General features: G+C 62.1%; 13 protein-coding genes. 12 read left to right on the top strand and 1 reads right to left on the bottom strand.

Annotated features, from left to right (window positions below; translation table 11 throughout):
* From D906_RS20740 to D906_RS20715, 6 genes are all read left to right on the top strand, one after another.
* A partial coding sequence (locus tag D906_RS20740) for an immunoglobulin-like domain-containing protein (RefSeq protein WP_146218497.1) occupies positions 1-4425 on the top strand: 4425 nt, incomplete at its 5' end.
* 145 nt (positions 4426-4570) lie between these two features.
* Positions 4571-4912 carry a hypothetical protein gene (locus D906_RS20735; protein ID WP_016714389.1) on the top strand — a complete coding sequence of 114 codons (342 nt, stop codon included), beginning with the start codon at positions 4571-4573 and terminating at the stop codon, positions 4910-4912.
* A gap of 198 nt (positions 4913-5110) precedes the next feature.
* The gene (locus D906_RS20730) at positions 5111-6010 is read left to right on the top strand and encodes a TauD/TfdA family dioxygenase (protein WP_019097410.1); all 900 of its coding nucleotides are present in this window, start codon (positions 5111-5113) and stop codon (positions 6008-6010) included.
* Positions 6011-6027: 17 nt separating this feature from the next.
* Positions 6028-7047 (top strand): ABC transporter substrate-binding protein, encoded by a 1020-nt coding sequence (locus tag D906_RS20725; protein ID WP_019097411.1) that lies wholly within the window; start codon positions 6028-6030, stop codon positions 7045-7047.
* 6 nt (positions 7048-7053) lie between these two features.
* Positions 7054-7917, top strand: a complete 864-nt coding sequence (locus tag D906_RS20720; protein ID WP_016714392.1) for an ABC transporter ATP-binding protein — start codon at positions 7054-7056, stop codon at positions 7915-7917.
* A gap of 14 nt (positions 7918-7931) precedes the next feature.
* Complete coding sequence (locus D906_RS20715; protein ID WP_019097413.1) at positions 7932-8795, top strand: ABC transporter permease; 864 nt, start codon at positions 7932-7934, stop codon at positions 8793-8795.
* Positions 8796-8851: 56 nt separating this feature from the next.
* Here the strand turns inward: D906_RS20715 and D906_RS20710 are convergent, their stop codons facing one another.
* A complete protein-coding gene (locus D906_RS20710) occupies positions 8852-9412 on the bottom strand; it encodes a WYL domain-containing protein (RefSeq protein ID WP_019097414.1) in 561 nt (186 codons plus the stop codon).
* 207 nt (positions 9413-9619) lie between these two features.
* Here D906_RS20710 and D906_RS20705 point away from each other — a divergent pair, with 207 nt between their 5' ends.
* The 6 genes from D906_RS20705 to D906_RS20680 all read left to right on the top strand — a co-directional run bounded on the left by D906_RS20705 (position 9620) and on the right by D906_RS20680 (position 15573).
* Positions 9620-10414 (top strand): tetratricopeptide repeat protein, encoded by a 795-nt coding sequence (locus D906_RS20705; protein ID WP_025754965.1) that lies wholly within the window; start codon positions 9620-9622, stop codon positions 10412-10414.
* A gap of 126 nt (positions 10415-10540) precedes the next feature.
* On the top strand, positions 10541-10993 hold the full coding sequence (locus D906_RS20700; RefSeq protein WP_019097416.1) for a MarR family winged helix-turn-helix transcriptional regulator: 453 nt from the start codon (positions 10541-10543) through the stop codon (positions 10991-10993).
* Entirely contained in the window at positions 10990-13077 is a 2088-nt protein-coding gene (locus tag D906_RS20695) for an FUSC family protein (protein ID WP_025754964.1), read from the top strand. Before D906_RS20700 ends, D906_RS20695 begins: the two co-directional genes overlap by 4 nt.
* Positions 13074-13286: a DUF1656 domain-containing protein gene (locus D906_RS20690; RefSeq protein ID WP_003255905.1), complete on the top strand. Its 213-nt coding sequence runs from the start codon at positions 13074-13076 to the stop codon at positions 13284-13286. The genes D906_RS20695 and D906_RS20690 overlap by 4 nt, the downstream gene beginning before the upstream one ends.
* The gene (locus D906_RS20685) at positions 13283-14158 is read left to right on the top strand and encodes an HlyD family secretion protein (RefSeq protein ID WP_019097418.1); all 876 of its coding nucleotides are present in this window, start codon (positions 13283-13285) and stop codon (positions 14156-14158) included. Before D906_RS20690 ends, D906_RS20685 begins: the two co-directional genes overlap by 4 nt.
* Positions 14155-15573 carry an efflux transporter outer membrane subunit gene (locus tag D906_RS20680; RefSeq protein WP_025754963.1) on the top strand — a complete coding sequence of 473 codons (1419 nt, stop codon included), beginning with the start codon at positions 14155-14157 and terminating at the stop codon, positions 15571-15573. Before D906_RS20685 ends, D906_RS20680 begins: the two co-directional genes overlap by 4 nt.
* Positions 15574-15645: the final 72 nt, after the last annotated feature.

Below are 15645 nucleotides of genomic sequence, written 5' to 3'. Positions count from 1 at the left end.
GACGCCACGGGCGCTACCTTCGAGAACCTGCAACTGGGCGGTGCGGCTACCGTTCAAGTGACCGACACCACCGACGAAGTCGTGGCCAAGCTGACCGCGACCCCTTCGGTGACCGAAGGCGGCGAGATCACCTACACCATCACGCTGACCAACAAAGATGGTCTGCCGATCAACAACCACTCGGCCCTGACCTTCACGCTGAGCGACGGCAAGACCGTCATCACCGTGCCGGCCAACGGCACCGTGGGCACCACCACTGTTACCGCACCGGACAACGTCTACACCGGTACCAACGACTCGATCGTGAAATCGATCGCCTCGGTCAGCGGCGCCGACGTCGGCAAGTTCGAGCAACTGACCCTGGACAAGGCGCCGGTGACCACCACCGTCACCGACGAACCGGGCTCGGGCACTCCGGGCACTGGTAACCAGGGCGACCTGGTGCTGGTGACCATCACCGCCGACCAGACCTCGGTGGCCGAGAACGTCAAACCGACGTTCACCGTGCACATCAACACGGCGCTGGCCAACGACCTGGTCGTGACCCTGAGCAACAACGCCCAGGTCACCATCAAGGCCGGCCAGACCAGCGCGCCATACGAGCACGCTGCGCAGGGCGACGACGTCTACAAAGACGGCGGTGAAATCAGCCTGGGCATCAAGTCGGCTGCCGACATCGGCAACCGTCCGTTCGAGAACCTGCAGCTGGGCGATGCGGCGAAAGTCACCGTCACCGACACCACCGACGAAGTCATCGCGAAGCTGACTGCTACCCCGTCGGTCACTGAAGGCGGCGTGATCACTTACACCGTGACCCTGACCAACAAGGACGGCCTGCCGATCAACAACCACTCGGCCCTGACCTTCACGCTGAACGATGGCAAGACCACCATCACCGTGCCGGCCAACGGCACCGTGGGCACTACCACCGTCACCGCGCCGGACAACCCGTACGTGGGTGCCAACGACCCGGTTGTGAAGTCGATCGCTTCGGTCAGCGGCACGGACGTCGGCAAGTTCGAACAGCTGACTCTGGACAAGGCGCCGGTCACCACCACCGTGACCGACGAACCAGGTTCGGGCACACCGGGTACGGGCAACCAGGGCGACGTCACTACGGTCGGCATCACCGGTACCACTTCGCTGACTGAAGGTGAAACTGGCCAGTACACGCTGACCCTGAGCAATGCGTCCAAGTCCGAAGTCACCATCACGCTCAGCTACAGCGGCACCGCCAAGAACGGTGAGGACTTCTCTGGTGTCACCACCGTGAAGATCCCGGCCAACAGCACAGGCACGACGTTCAACATCGCTACCATCGACGACAAGCTGGTCGAAGGTACCGAGAACTTCACCGTGAAGATCGAGACCGCCACCGGTGGTACCTTCGAGAACCTGCAGGTTGACAGCACCAAGTCGAGCGTGACCACTGCCATCCTCGACAACGACCACCTGCCGGTTTCGCCCGGTGGCGCGGTGTTTGGTGTGGAAGACACTGACTACGTGTTTGCATGGAGTGATTTCAAAACCACCGATGCCGATGGCAACACTGGCTTGTCCGTAACCATTACCTCGCTCCCGGCCGCCGGCACCCTGCAGTTCTTCAACGGTACGGCATGGGTGAACGTGACGGTCAACCAGGTGATCAGCCAGGCCGACATCACTGCCAATAACCTGAAGTTTGTGCCGGCTCTCAACCAGTCGGGCGCGGACAACTATGGTGGCAACGGCGTAGGCAACAAGCAGGCCGACTACGCGCAGTTCAAGTTCAAGCCGAACGACGGCACCAATCTGGGCAGCGAAGTGACCATGAAGGTCGACATCAGCCCGGTTGCCGACAAACCGACCCTGAGCTTCGGCAGCGCTGACATCGACTCCAAAGGCCTGACCAAGGAAGTCTGGAACTCCCTGAAAAACCTGGGTACTGGTGGTAATGGCATTACCGGTGACGACCTGAAGACGGTCTTTGCCAACTCTGGCAGTGCCAACTCCAGCAGCACCATTACCAACGTGCAGTCCGATGGCAGCGTCACCGCTGGCACCGGTTCGAAGACCTCGGGCCTGATCTACCTGGAGGCAGGCAAGACCTATACCTTCAGCGGTACAGCTGACGACAGCTTCGTGCTCACGATCGGTGGCAACACTGTGGTCACGGCTACCTGGGGTGCTGGTGGCAAGATTTCGGGCACCTTTACCCCGACCACCAGCGGTTACTACCCGATCGAGGTCTACCATGCCAACCAGTCCGGTCCAGGCAGCTATGACCTGAACATCCAGGTAGGCTCGGGTACTGTCACCGACCTGAGCAGCTCGAACATCAAGATGTACCAGAACGTGACCGAGATGGCCAATGCTGGCCTTGGCGTATCCGATCTGCACACCGTGAATGGTCAGAGCTACTACGACGGCTACAAACTCAACGAGGGGCCGGAAGGTGGTTCGGTGAAACTGGTCGGTATCTCCACCGCCCTGACCGATACCGACGGCTCGGAAACCCTGAACGTAACCCTGAGCGGCATTCCGAAAGGGACTGTGCTGAGCGATGGTGCGGGTCATACCGTAACGGTAGGCAGTAGCCCGGTTGATGTGACGGGCTGGAAGCTCAGCAGCCTGACACTGACTCCGCCGGCCTACTACAAAGGCTCGTTCGACATCACTGTCACTTCGACTGCCACCGAAAGCCTGGGCGGCTCGGCCATCACTACCGGCAATATCCCGGTCACGGTGTATGGCGCAACCTACAAGGCCAGCGTGGGTACCTCGGGTAACGACACGATGACCGGCAGCGAAGGCAACGACATCATCGTCGCTGACGTGGCGGGCCTGAACGTGGTTCAGGGCAAGAACTACAACATCGCCTTCATGGTCGACAGCTCGGGCAGTATGAGCGACAAGTCGATTGCCGACGCGAAGACGCAGCTGGCTTCGGTGTTCAATTCGCTCAAGGCCAGCCTGGGTTCCGACACCTCGGGTACCGTGAACATCTTCCTGGTCGACTTCGACACTCAGGTGAACAAGAACGTGGCGGTGAACCTTGCCGACCCGGATGCCCTGAGCAAGCTGCAGGCGGTACTGAACTCGATGGTGGGTGGCTACAACGGTGGCGGTACCAACTATGAAGACGCGTTCAAAACCACGTCCAACTTCTTCAACAGCACCATGGCCACCAGCAATAAAGGTGCGGAGAACCTGACCTACTTCATTACCGATGGTAAGCCGACGTATTACCAGAGCGGGGAGAACACCAACCCTAGCCTGTGGAAGAATGGCAAGAACCTGGACGATGTGGTCAACGTCAACAACTACAAGATGGGCGATACCTTCAGTGCCTGGGCCGACGCGACGCACAAGGTCGAGATCAGCAGCAGTGGCGTAGTCAAGGTGCTGACATACTCCGAGAACCGCTGGGGTACGCTGGTGCTTGACTCCACCAAGACGGTCGGCACCCTGCATGCACAGGGCGATGGCACCTACGAGTTCTCCAACCTGGGCGGTACTGGCTACGCAGAGTACTGGAACTATGTGGACTCGGCGGCAGGCTCCACCGCGAGTTTCGCTGTGCTGGGTGGCACCAGCGGCTTGAGCAAAGTCCAGGCTATCGGCCTGAACAGCGATGTCACGCTGAACGACTTGAAGCCATACGACAGCGCCGGCAAGCCGCAGACCAACATCGACCCGTCCGACCTGGCGAAGGCGATTCTCGGTCACACTGAAGCAACGGTGCCAGGTGCCGACACTATCGATGGCGGCAACGGCAATGACATCATCTTCGGCGACTTGATCACCCTCAACGGTGTTGTCAGCGAGGGTTACCAGGCCATGCAGACTTACGTCGCGCAGAAGAGCGGTGTCGAGGTCAGCTCCGTTACCACCAGCAATGTCCACCAGTACATCACCGAGCACTACACCGAGTTCGATATCTCCGGTGCCAAAGACGGCAACGACATCCTGTCGGGCGGCAATGGCAACGATATCCTCTTCGGTCAGGGTGGTAACGACACGCTCGATGGTGGCAAAGGTAATGACATCCTGCTGGGCGGCACTGGCAATGACACCCTGATCGGTGGTCAGGGCAACGATATCCTGATCGGTGGCAGCGGTGCCGACACCTTCGTGTGGAAGGCGGGCGACATCGGTAACGACGTCATCAAGGACTTCAAGGTGGCCGAGGGCGACCGTATCGACCTGAAGGACCTGCTCCAGGGCGAGAAGGGCAGCACCATCGACAACTACCTGAAGCTCACCACGGTGGAAGGCACGACGACGCTGCAAGTCAGCAGCGAAGGCAAGCTGAACGCCGAAGGTGGTATCGCCAACGCAGACGTGACCATCAAGCTGGAAGGGGTGAACTGGTCCAACACCACGATCAACTCGTTGATCAGCGGTGCCGACCCAACCATCATCATCCACAACAAAGACAGCTGATAGACCACCGGGGCCGCTTAGCGGCCCCGGCTCTTTCCCGCCATCTGCCAACAGCGCATACTCTTGCGCCGGGCCTGCGTGCCTGGCGATCTTTGCCTATGCTGCTGTCTACCAACAAGGAACCAACGTGACGAGGGACACCGCCATGTTCTACGTGCAACGCGACGCCGCTGGCCAGTTGCTGCGGGTAGAAGCAGCCGCTTTTGACCAGTTCACCGAAATGCTCCCCGCCGACCATGCCGATGTTCAGGAATGGTTCGCCGATGACGTTGTGGAAAACAGCCTGAACCAGCTCAAGCAAAGCGACCTGGACATGATCCGCGTGCTTGAAGACCTTATCGATGTGCTGACCGCCAAGGGCCTGTTCAAAATCACTGACTTGCCCCCAGGCGCGCAGGCCAAGCTGCTCAACCGCTCCACGGCACGCAAGGCGCTCAGCAGCCTGAACAACCTCATCGACGAAGAAGAGCAGGGCGGGTTGATCTGATCGCAGGCCGCCCCGTCCTCAGTGCTATGGTTATGCGTTAAAGGTATTTAAAATATTGCTCTTATGACCTTATAGTCGCTTCCACTGCGTACCCGTCGACCAATCGATGCGCCGCACGACTTGAACCCACACGGGAAAACCCCGTGCGTTTCTGATCGTTGCGCGCCATTGAAGTCGCGCACTGCGTGGGAGTGAAAAATGTCAGCCGCCTTGAACGCCTTGTCGACCATCGACAGCGCCCAGCCGCAAGTTTTCGAAGTTCGCCCCTTCTCGGGTGCCGTCGGCGCCGAGATCATAGGCCTGGACCTGGCCAAACCGGTCAACGCCGAAGATTTCACCCGTGTCCATCGCGCCCACCTCGACCACCATGTGCTGGTGTTCCGCGACCAGCGCATCAGCCCGGAACAGCAAATCGCCTTCAGCCGCCGCTTCGGTGAGTTGCAGATTCATGTGCTCAAGCAGTTCCTGCTGACTGGCCACCCCGAGATCCTGATCGTTTCCAACATCATCGAAAATGGCCAGAACATCGGCCTGGGTGATGCCGGCAAATTCTGGCACTCCGACCTGTCGTACAAGGAGCTGCCAAGCCTCGGTTCCATGCTGCATGCCCAGGAACTGCCCAGTGAAGGCGGTGACACCCTGTTCGCCGACATGCACAAAGCCTGGGATGCTGTACCTGACGCCCTGCGCAAAGTGGTCGAGGGCCGCAGTGCCGCTCACTCCTACACCGCTCGTTACGCCGAGACCAAATTCGAAGGCAACTGGCGCCCGACCCTGACTGCCGAGCAACTGGCGCAGGTAAAGGAAGTCATTCACCCGGTAGTCCGCACTCACCCGGAAAACGGCCGCAAAGCCCTGTTCGTCAGTGAAGGCTTCACCACCCGCATTGTCGGCCTGCCAGACGACGAAAGCCGTGACGTGCTGCAGCAGCTGTATGCCCTTAGCGTGCTGGAGCAGAACATTTACCGCCACCAGTGGCAGCCCCATGACCTGGTGTTCTGGGATAACCGCTCACTGATCCACCTGGCCACCGGCTGCCCCGCGCACCTGCGGCGCAAGCTGTACCGCACCACCATCCAGGGCGATGCCCCGTTCTGACGACTGAGGAAATCATCATGCGCAAATCCATCAGCCGCCTGGCGGCAAGCATCGGCCTGGGCGCAAGCCTGGTCATCGGCAGCCTGGCCGCCCCCGCCGTGGCCCAGGCCGAAGGCAAGATCCGCATTGCCGAACAATTCGGCATCGTCTACCTGCTGCTGAACGTGGTGCGTGACCAGCACCTGATTGAGAAACACGGCAAGGAGCAGGGCATCGACATCGAAGTCGACTGGGCGCAGCTGTCGGGTGGCTCGGCCATCAACGACGCACTGTTATCCGGTTCGGTGGACATCGCCGGCGCTGGCGTCGGGCCGCTGTTGACCGTCTGGGACCGCACCAAGGGCCGGCAGAATGTGAAGGCCGTGGCTTCGCTGGGCAACTTCCCGTACTACCTGGTCAGCAGCAACCCCAACGTGAAGACCATCGCCGATATCTCCGACAAAGACCGTATCGCCGTTCCGGCGGTGGGTGTTTCGGTGCAGTCGCGCTTCTTGCAATACGCCGCTGCTCAGCAGTGGGGCGACAAGGAATACAACCGCCTCGATAAATACACCCTGGCCGTGCCACACCCGGACGCCACCGCCGCGCTGCTGGCGGGCGGCACCGAGCTGAACGGGCACTTCTCCAACCCGCCGTTCCAGGACCAGGTGCTGGCCAACAAGGACGTGCACGTAGTGCTCAACAGCTACGACCTGCTCGGCCCCAATTCGCCGACCTTGCTGTTTGCTACCGAGAAGTTCCGCAAGGACAACCCCAAAACCTACAAGGCCTTCGTCGATGCTCTGGCCGAAGCCGCAGACTTCGCCCAGAAAGACAAGGCGGCTGCCGCCGACACCTATATCCGCGTAACCAAGGCCAAGATCGACCGCGACGCGCTGATCAAGCTCATCGACAACCCACAGTACGAATTCACCGTTACGCCCAAGAACACCTACAAACTGGCCGATTTCCTCTATCGGGTAGGCGCCATCAAGCACAAGCCGGAGTCGTGGAAGGACTACTTCTTCCAGGATGAACGCCCGCTGCAGGGGAGCTGACCGATCATGACCGCCCCATTGCCAGGCCACACGGCCAGCAACCTGAGCCGTGTCGCAACGCCGCCTTTGCTCAAGGTGGATAACCTCAGCCTCGAATACCGCACCGCGCAACGCGTGGTGCGGGCCACCCATCAGGTCAGCTTCGAAGTCGACCGCGCTGATCGTTTTGTACTGCTCGGCCCCTCCGGCTGTGGCAAGTCCACCCTGCTCAAAGCCGTGGCCGGTTTTATCCAGCCGCAAGAAGGGCAGATTCTGCTGCAGGGCCAGACAGTGCGTGGCCCAGGCCCCGACCGCATTGTGGTGTTTCAGGAGTTCGACCAGTTGCCACCGTGGAAAACGGTGAAGCAGAACGTCATGTTTCCGCTGCTGGTGTCTGGCCAGCTCAAGCGGGCGGAGGCGGAGGAACGGGCGCTGCACTATCTGGAAAAGGTCGGTCTGGCCGCCTTTGCCGATGCTTATCCACACACGTTGTCCGGTGGTATGAAGGCACGTGTGGCAATTGCCCGGGCCTTGGCCACCCAGCCCAAGATCCTGCTGATGGATGAGCCGTTCGCCGCCCTGGATGCGCTGACCCGGCGCAAGATGCAGGAAGAGCTGTTGCTCCTGTGGGAGGAGGTGCGGTTCACCCTGTTGTTCGTCACCCACTCCATCGAAGAAGCACTGGTGGTTGGCAACCGTATCCTGCTGTTGTCGCCGCACCCGGGGCGAGTGCGTGCCGAAGTGCACAGCCACCAGTACAACCTGGGCAGCCTGGGTGGTAGCGACTTCCAGGCCAGTGCCCGGCGTATTCACCGTTTGCTGTTCGACGAAGCGGATACCCCGGAACAGGCTGACGACCTTGGCTTCAACGATATCCGCATCGCCTACTGACAGGAGCTTCAGCCATGACCACTACACCTGTACGCCAGGAATACGAGGTGCAGCTGGAGCCGTTGCTCAGTGTGCCTTTGGAACGACAACTGCCGTTGGCCCAGCGCTTGTGGCAGCAAGGCTGGCTGCGCAAGGCGGTTATCCTGCTGGTAATCGCCATGCTGTGGGAGGCCGTAGCCCGTTATCAGGGTAACGACCTGCTGCTGCCAAGCTTCTTGCAAACCGCCGCCGCCCTGTGGGACGGCCTGGCCAGCGGTGAACTGCCCGCCAAAGTCGGGGTTTCGCTGGTGATACTGCTCAAGGGCTATGTGCTGGGTATCGTCCTGGCCTTTGGCCTGACCAGTCTGGCGGTTTCGACCCAGCTGGGCCGGGACCTGCTAGGTACACTGACGTCGATGTTCAACCCGTTACCGGCCATTGCGCTGTTGCCACTGGCCTTGCTGTGGTTCGGGCTGGGCGACAACAGCCTGATTTTCGTGCTGGTGCATTCGGTGCTGTGGGCGTTGGCGCTCAATACCTACGCCGGCTTCCTTGGCGTGTCGGAAACGCTGCGCATGGCTGGCCGCAACTATGGCCTGAAAGGGCTACGGCTGGTGTTGCACATCCTGGTGCCGGCGGCCTTGCCGTCGATCCTGTCGGGGCTGAAGATCGGCTGGGCGTTTGCCTGGCGTACCCTGATCGCTGCCGAACTGGTCTTTGGTGCCAGCAGCGGCAAGGGCGGGTTAGGCTGGTACATCTTCCAGAACCGCAACGAGCTGTATACCGACAAGGTGTTTGCCGGGTTGGCGGTGGTGATCTTGATCGGTTTGCTGGTGGAGGGGCTGGTGTTCAACACCCTGGAGCGGCTGACCGTGCGGCGCTGGGGGATGCAGCGCTAGGCCGTGAGCCTGTACTGGCCCTTTTGCCGGTGGCCCCGCGCAAGGGCCAGTACAGGCTATAGATTCTGGTACTGAGCAGCTGCATTGCTCAGAATCTTGCCAATCTCTCCCCGCAATTCTGCAGGCTGCTCCACCACCACCCCATCCCCATGGCTCAACAGCCACCAGCGCAATGGCCAACCGTCACTCACCGTGGCCCGTAGCCGGTGGCCATGCTCCAGCGCCGTCAGCTGCATATCGTTGCTCAACGGTGCAACCCGCAACTGCCGCGCCAGTGCGTCGCTGATCCGCGCCACCAGCTCCACCCCTTCACCCTGCGCCGGTTGCAACGCGTCCCCCCGCAGGTGCGTCAGCAAGTCGAAATTACCGCGCAATTCGCCCACCGCACTTGCCGACCAGTGCCAGCCGAACGGGATGCTCTTGTCATTGCGCTCCAGCGGAAATATCAGCGAAAGCTCGTTGAGGTCACGCTCGACCGTGCGTTTGCTGACCGTGAAGCCCACGTCACGCAGGCGCCACACCAACTCGGCGCTGGTTATGCCTGGGGAGCGGCTGGGCAACTGGCGCAGCAGTGCCCACTGTCGGCTGAGGGTGGCGCGGGTGGTGGCGAACGGCAAAAGATAACGTCCTTGTCTAGGCTTGCCGCAATAGGATGGCGGCACGCGAGGGGCATGGCAATTGGCCACAGCCTGCTCAGATCAAGGAAGTCGCATTTGGTTGCCTGGTACGGAATCGTTCGCGACAGGTTTTGACGTGACGTCACGCAGAATCACGCCTCATCACAGCCGAAGGTTGGGGTTGTGCGTCGTTCAATGAGGATGAACATGTCTGCTGCCAGCAATATCCATTCGCTGCTTGCCCGCCTTCTGCCCGAGCGGGTCATCGCTCCACCGACCCCCGTCGGGAGGCGGCTACCCCTGTTCGCCGGCGTGGGCTTGCCCAGCCAGCGCTCATTGCTGGTCAACCGCCTGGATGAGGCCAGTGATCTGCAGGCGGTATACGTCGACCTGCGCCGTCAGGCGTTGCAAGGCAGTGTGGCGGCCTTGAACGACCTCGGCTGGGTCTGGCTCAACGGAAAGTACTGGCGCGCCGATACCGTGCTGGCCGGTCACCTGCTGCGCATGGCTGCTCTGCAGGGCAATGCCGCCGCCTGGTTCAATCTCGGGCAGCAGCATTATTTTGGCAAAGGCATCGACCCCTCCTACGTGCAGGCGGCGGAGTGCTACCGGCAGGCCTTCGAACGGGGCATGTTGCACGCGGCTGCAGCATTGGGTGACCTGTATGAGGAAGAAGTGTGCGATGGCGACCAGGATTGGCAGGTCGACCTGGTGCAGGCTTACCAGTGGTTCATGCGTGGGGCCGAGCGAGGTGAGGCACGCTGCCGTTTCGAGGTGGGTTACCGGTTGATGCACGGGCTGTATGTGGATGCCGACCTCAAGGCCGCGTTGTACTGGCTGGAGCTGGCGGCCGCGGCGGGGGTGGTACAGGCAGCCGAGGAGTTGGCGGTGCATTTCAGCAGCCGGGACGCGGTGCGCTACCAGGAGTGGCGGGACCGGGCGGTGCAGATGGGCAGCACACTGGCACTGACCATGAAGCTGGAGGACCAGATCCAGCCATAAGGCCGCGCAAAATCCCCGGCATGAACAACAATTCATTCATGCCCCCCGTCACCCCCTGTTGACGACAGGGGTAGGGCAAGGCGTATATTGATAGTTAGCAAACTATGAATATCCTTGGTTCCTTCCATGTCCCTTGATCTCCTGCGCCTGCAAGTCAGCAGCGGCATGGTGGTTGCCGCTCGCCACTGGCGGCGCATCTGCCACACCGCCCTGACCGGTTACGGTATTTCCGAGGCCTGCGCCGCGCCTCTGCTGATGATCGTGCGCCTGGGCGATGGCGTGCATCAGGTGGCTGTTGCCCAGGCTGCCGGCCTCGAAAGCCCGTCGCTGGTGCGCCTGCTCGACCAACTGTGCAAGGCCGGCCTGGTATGCCGCAGCGAGGACCCACTGGACCGCCGCGCCAAAGCCCTGAGCCTGACCGCCGAAGGCCGCGCCCTGGCCGAAGCCATCGAAACCGAGCTGGTTCGCCTGCGCCGCGATGTGCTGAACGGCATCGACCAGGCCGACCTGGAAGCTGCCTTGCGCGTGCTGCGTGCCTTCGAAGCGGCCGGCCTGGGCAGCACGGGCGGGGCGGCATGAACGGTTTCTTCAGCTCGGTCCCCCCGGCGCGTGACTGGTTCTACGGCGTGCGTACCTTCGCTGCCTCGATGATCGCCCTGTACATTGCGCTGCTCATGCAGTTGCCACGTCCCTACTGGGCGATGGCCACGGTGTACATCGTCTCTAGCCCGTTCGTCGGCCCGACCAGTTCCAAGGCCCTGTACCGCGCCGTGGGCACACTGTTGGGGGCCGGTGGCGCGATTTTCCTGGTGCCGCCACTGGTGCAGTCGCCGTTGTTGCTCAGCATCGCCATTGCCTTGTGGACGGGCACCTTGTTGTTCCTTTCGCTGAACCTGCGTACGGCCAACAACTACGTGCTGATGCTGGCCGGTTATACCCTGCCGATGATTGCGCTGGCGGTTGTGGATAACCCGTTGGCAGTGTTCGACGTGGCATCGTCCCGGGCGCAGGAAATCTGCCTGGGTATCGTCTGCGCGGCAGTGGTCGGTGCCATTTTCTGGCCGCGCCGGCTGGCCCCTGTGGTGGTGGGCGCCACCGGTAGCTGGTTCACCGAAGCGATCCGCTACAGCGACACCTACCTGGCCCGCGAAGTCAGTGCCGACAAGGTCGGTGGCATGCGCGGGGCGATGGTCGCCACCTTCAACTCGCTGGAGCTGATGATCGGCCAGCTCGGCCATGAAGGTGCCGGCCCGCATACGCTGAAAAACGCCCGTGAGTTGCGCGGGCGCATGATTCATCTGCTGCCAGTGATCGACGCCCTTGATGACGCACTGGTTGCCCTTGAAGGCCGTGCCCCGGCGCAGTTCGTTCAGCTTCAGCCAGTGCTTGAAGCTGCCCGCGAATGGCTCAAAGGCACTGCCGAAAGTGCTTCGGTCGCACGCTGGACCGCACTGCATGAACAGATCGATCGCCTGCAGCCCGGCGCTGCCGCGCTCGACCAACGTGCCGAGCTGCTGCTGTCCAACGCCCTGTACCGTCTGAACGAATGGGCTGACCTGTGGCAGGACTGCTGTACCCTGCAACATGCCCTGCGTACCGACGATACCAAGCCTTGGCGCGCGGTGTACCGCCACTGGCGCCTAGGCCGCCTGACGGCGTTCTTCGACCGTGGCCTGATGCTGTATTCAGTAGCCTCCACCGTATTGGCGATCGTTGTCGCCTGCGGCCTGTGGATCGGTCTGGGCTGGAACGACGGCGCCAGCGCGGTGATCCTCGCCGCTGTGTCGTGCAGCTTCTTTGCCGCCATGGACGACCCGGCACCGCAGATCTACCGGTTCTTCTTCTGGACGCTGATGTCGGTCATATTCTCCAGCCTGTACCTGTTCCTGGTGCTGCCCAACCTGCACGACTTCCCGATGCTGGTGCTGGCCTTCGCCGTGCCGTTCATCTGCGTCGGCACCCTGACCGTGCAGCCGCGCTTCTACCTGGGTACCTTGTTGACCATCGTCAACACCTCGACGTTTATCAGCATCCAGGGCGCCTACGACGCCGACTTCTTCACCTTCCTCAACTCCAACCTGGCCGGCCCCGTGGGCCTGCTGTTCGCTTTCATCTGGACCTTGGTAATGCGCCCGTTCGGTGTGGAACTGGCGGCCAAACGCATGACCCGCTTCGCCTGGCGCGACATCGTCGAAATGACCGAACCCGCCACCCTGGCCGAGCACCGCCAGGTGGGTGTGCAGATGCTCGACCGCCTGATGCAGCACCTGCCGCGCCTGTCGCAAACCGGACAGGACAGCGGCGTGGCCTTGCGCGACCTGCGCGTAGGGCTAAACCTGCTCGACTTGCTCGCCTACATGCCGCGTGCCGGCCAGCAAGCCCGCGAACGCCTGAATACGGTGGTCGAGGAAGTTGGCGCACACTACGCCGCCTGCCTGCGTGCCGGTGAACGCCTGCATGCCCCGGCCGCGCTGCTGCGCAACATGGAGCGCGCACGCCTGGCGTTGAACCTGGATGAGCTGTACGAGCGCGGCGATGCCCGCACCCACCTGCTGCATGCCCTGAGCGGCCTGCGACTGGCGCTGTTGCCGGGTGTGGAAGTGATGCTCGAACCCGCCGAACAACCGCAACTGCCCCCCGGCCTCGACGGAGCCCCTCTGTGATTGGTGAACTGGATATCAGCGGGGTGTTCCTGCCCACGCTGCTGGTGATGATGTTTGGCACCTACCTGTTGTTCCTGGGGGTGCACGCGGTGCTGGTGCGCCTGCACTTCTATCGCCTGGTCTGGCACCGGGCGTTGTTCAACGTTGCTCTGTATGCCGTGCTGCTTGGCGCGGTGGATCACTTTTGCCGAAACCTGATGCTGCCATGAAAAAACCTTTGCTGACCCTGGGCCGTGTGGTCCTGACCTTGCTGGTAGTGACCTTCGCCGCCGTGCTCGTGTGGCAGATGGTGGTGTACTACATGTTTGCCCCCTGGACCCGCGACGGCCACATTCGCGCCGACGTGATCCAGATTGCCCCGGATGTGTCCGGGTTGATCCAGAAGGTCGAGGTGCGCGACAACCAGACCGTCAAACGCGGCGACGTGCTGTTCACCATCGACCAGGACCGCTTCACACTGGCCCTGCGCCAGGCCAAGGCCACCCTCGGTGAGCGGCAGGAAACCCTGGCCCAGGCCTCGCGCGAAGCACAGCGCAACCGCAAGCTGGGCAACCTGGTGGCCGCCGAGCAACTGGAAGAAAGCCAGTCCCGCGAGGCCCGCGCCCGCTCGGCTGTCAGCGAGGCACAGGTGGCGGTCGATACCGCCCAGCTCAACCTCGACCGCTCGGTGGTGCGCAGCCCGGTAGACGGCTACCTGAACGACCGCGCCCCGCGTAATCACGAATTCGTCACCGCCGGCCGTCCTGTATTGTCCGTGGTCGACAGCGCTTCGTACCACGTCGATGGCTACTTCGAAGAAACCAAGCTGGGCGGTATCCAGATCGGTGATGCCGTGGACATTCGTGTGATGGGCGACAACACCCGCCTGCGCGGCCATGTGCAAAGCTTCGCTGCCGGCATTGAAGACCGCGACCGTAGCAGCGGCGCCAACCTGCTGCCCAACGTCAACCCGGCGTTCAGCTGGGTGCGCCTGGCCCAGCGTATTCCGGTGCGCATCGCCTTCGACGAAGTGCCGGCAGACTTCCGCATGATTGCCGGGCGCACCGCCACGGTGTCGATCATCGAGGGCCAGCACCCATGAAACAGATGATCCTGGCCGGCCTGTGCCTGTCGCTTGGGGCCTGCATGATGGTGGGACCGGACTATGAGGTGCCGCAGGACGCGGCGGTACAACGCAGCGACCTTAACGGCCCGTTGCGTCAGGATGCCGACAGCGTGGTCTCGGCACCGGTACCTGAGGACTGGTGGCAGCTGTATCAGGATCAACGGCTGAACGAACTGGTGCGCCAGGCTTTGAGTGCCAACACCGAATTGCGCGTAGCCGCCGCCAACATCGCCAAGGCCCGCGCGCAGGTCGAAGTGGCCGAATCGCAAGGTGGCTTCAACGGCGGCGTCAAACTGGGTGCCCAGCGCCTGCAGGAGTCGGGTGAAGCCTTCCTGCTGCCCGAGAAGGTGCCGGTAGCCAACATCGGCGAGGCGATCATCAGCGCTTCGTATCAGTTCGACCTGTGGGGCACTTTCAAGCGGGGTACCGAGGCTGCCAAGGCCAACGCCGACGCAGTGCAGGCCGCTGCCGACACTGCCCGCATCACCCTGGTGGCGGATGTGGTCAAGGCTTATACCCAAGTGTGCTCGGCCAACGAGGAATACCACATCGCCCGCGAGTCGCTCGATTTGCAGGAGCAGAGCGTGAAGCTGAACCAGCGCTTGCGTGATGCCGGGCGTGGCGATGAAACCCAGGTCACCCGGTCGCAAACCCAGTTCAAGTCGTTGCGTGCCGAACTGCCGCGTTTCAAGGCAGAGCGCGAGACCGGCATGTATACCCTGGCGGCTCTGCTGGCCAAGCCTGTTGACCAGTTGCCTGCCGGCACCGCCGATTGTGCCGAGCTGCCGCACCTGAACCAACTGGTGCCAGTGGGCGATGGCGCTGCGTTGCTCAAGCGTCGTCCCGATGTGCGTCAGGCTGAACGTCAATTGGCCGCAGCTACCGCGTACATTGGCGTTGCCACCGGTGCGCTGTACCCGGACATCAGCATCGGTGCCCAGGTCGGTACTATCGGCATCCTGGAGAACCTGGGCGAGCCCGCGACCAACCGCTGGGGCTTTGGCCCGCAGATCAGCTGGAGCATCCCTACCAACGGCACCCGTGCGCGCATTCGCATGGCCGAAGCCTCTACTCAGGCGGCCTTGGCAAACTTTGATGGCGTAGTGCTGAACGCCATTCGCGAAACCCAGACCCGCCTGGCGCAATACAGCGCGTTGCTGGACCGGCGCGATGCGCTGGCCGAGGCAGAAAAATCGGCCAAGGAAGCGGCGGACCAGACGCACCGGTATTACCAGGCGGGGCGTGAGTCGTTCCTGGCGGATTTGCAGGCGACGCGGACCTATACCGACATGCGTGCGCAGCTGGCTGCGGCCAATAGCCAGGTGGCGATGGGGCAGATCGGGGTGTTCCTTGCTCTCGGTGGTGGCTGGAAGGATACCGCCAGGCCTTGAGGCCCAATCGCCGGCAAGCTAGCTCACAAGTCCCGCGCATCTACGTCCCATCAGATTTGTAGCAAGATTTTT

The organism is Pseudomonas sp. LAIL14HWK12:I1, from assembly GCF_003202095.1.
Taxonomy (GTDB): Bacteria; Pseudomonadota; Gammaproteobacteria; order Pseudomonadales; family Pseudomonadaceae; genus Aquipseudomonas; species Aquipseudomonas monteilii.
This window is presented reverse-complemented; position numbering and strand designations above follow the sequence as displayed.

Bases quoted from the DNA above. Each gene is read 5' to 3' on its own strand.
- D906_RS20680 (WP_025754963.1), top strand. From the start codon at position 14,155: ATGAAACAGATGATCCTGGCCGGCCTGTGCCTGTCGCTTGGGGCCTGC.
- D906_RS20695 (WP_025754964.1), top strand. From the start codon at position 10,990: ATGAACGGTTTCTTCAGCTCGGTCCCCCCGGCGCGTGACTGGTTCTAC.
- D906_RS20720 (WP_016714392.1), top strand. From the start codon at position 7,054: ATGACCGCCCCATTGCCAGGCCACACGGCCAGCAACCTGAGCCGTGTC.
- D906_RS20730 (WP_019097410.1), top strand. From the start codon at position 5,111: ATGTCAGCCGCCTTGAACGCCTTGTCGACCATCGACAGCGCCCAGCCG.
- D906_RS20700 (WP_019097416.1), top strand. From the start codon at position 10,541: ATGTCCCTTGATCTCCTGCGCCTGCAAGTCAGCAGCGGCATGGTGGTT.
- D906_RS20705 (WP_025754965.1), top strand. From the start codon at position 9,620: ATGTCTGCTGCCAGCAATATCCATTCGCTGCTTGCCCGCCTTCTGCCC.
- D906_RS20725 (WP_019097411.1), top strand. From the start codon at position 6,028: ATGCGCAAATCCATCAGCCGCCTGGCGGCAAGCATCGGCCTGGGCGCA.
- D906_RS20685 (WP_019097418.1), top strand. From the start codon at position 13,283: ATGAAAAAACCTTTGCTGACCCTGGGCCGTGTGGTCCTGACCTTGCTG.
- D906_RS20735 (WP_016714389.1), top strand. From the start codon at position 4,571: ATGTTCTACGTGCAACGCGACGCCGCTGGCCAGTTGCTGCGGGTAGAA.
- D906_RS20715 (WP_019097413.1), top strand. From the start codon at position 7,932: ATGACCACTACACCTGTACGCCAGGAATACGAGGTGCAGCTGGAGCCG.